This is a genomic window from Romboutsia weinsteinii (assembly GCF_002250835.2).
GTDB classification, from domain to species: domain Bacteria; phylum Bacillota; class Clostridia; order Peptostreptococcales; family Peptostreptococcaceae; genus Romboutsia_A; species Romboutsia_A weinsteinii.
On the sequence record NZ_NOJY02000149.1, the window covers coordinates 1 to 863 of the forward strand.

Consider the following 863-nt stretch of genomic DNA (forward strand, 5'->3'; position numbering starts at 1 on the left):
CATATATATCATTAAGGCAAGAATGTGAGGGGGGAAAGTATTGAGATCGCATATAGAGGAAAGAGCCATAGTTGTAGCGAAATATATACTCGAAAAAAATACTACGGTCAGACAAACTGCCAAAACATTTGGTGTTAGTAAGAGTACTATACACAAAGATGTAACGGAACGATTAGAAGAAATAAACCCGAACCTTGCAAAAGAGGTTAAGATGGTTTTAGAAAAAAATAAATCTGAAAGACACATAAGAGGAGGCATGGCAACTAAACTAAAATATGAACAAGAAATAAAAAAAGATGTAGGGTAAAAACCTACATCTTTTTCTTGACTAAATTATGGTTTTTGTATATGTTGTATATTAGGAGTAATTTGAAAAATAATGAATCGTTTAGATATAAAATCATGTAAGGGAGTTGAAGAAATGGCTAGAGCTGACATAGGTATAGACTTGGGAACTGCCAATGTACTTGTATACGTTAACGGAAAGGGAATTGTTTTAGAAGAACCGTCTGTTGTGGCAATAGAAAAAAGAACAAATTCTGTTTTAGCAGTTGGAGAAGAAGCAAGAAAAATGATAGGTAGAACACCGGGGAACATAGTAGCTATAAGACCGCTAAAAGATGGTGTTATTTCTGACTATGATATAACTGAGAAAATGTTAAAGTACTTTATAGATAAGGTTGTAGATAAGAAAGGATTTAACAGATTTTTTATGCCAAGAATTATGGTATGTGTTCCAACAGGAGTTACAGAAGTAGAAAAAAGAGCGGTTGAAGAAGCTACAAGGCAAGCTGGAGCGAGAGAAGTATATATTATCGAAGAACCAATAGCTGCAGCTATTGGTGCAGGGGTAGATATATCTC

Annotated in this window: 2 protein-coding genes; both read left to right on the forward strand. The window is 34.3% G+C overall.

What is annotated here, in order from left to right; translation table 11 throughout:
• The first annotated feature begins 40 nt into the window (after window positions 1–40).
• Complete coding sequence (spoIIID, locus tag CHL78_RS20305) at window positions 41–307, forward strand: sporulation transcriptional regulator SpoIIID (protein ID WP_094369115.1); 267 nt, start codon at window positions 41–43, stop codon at window positions 305–307.
• Between the two features lie 114 nt (window positions 308–421).
• Window positions 422–863 (forward strand): rod shape-determining protein (locus CHL78_RS20310; protein WP_199534144.1); only part of this gene is annotated, 442 nt, incomplete at its 3' end.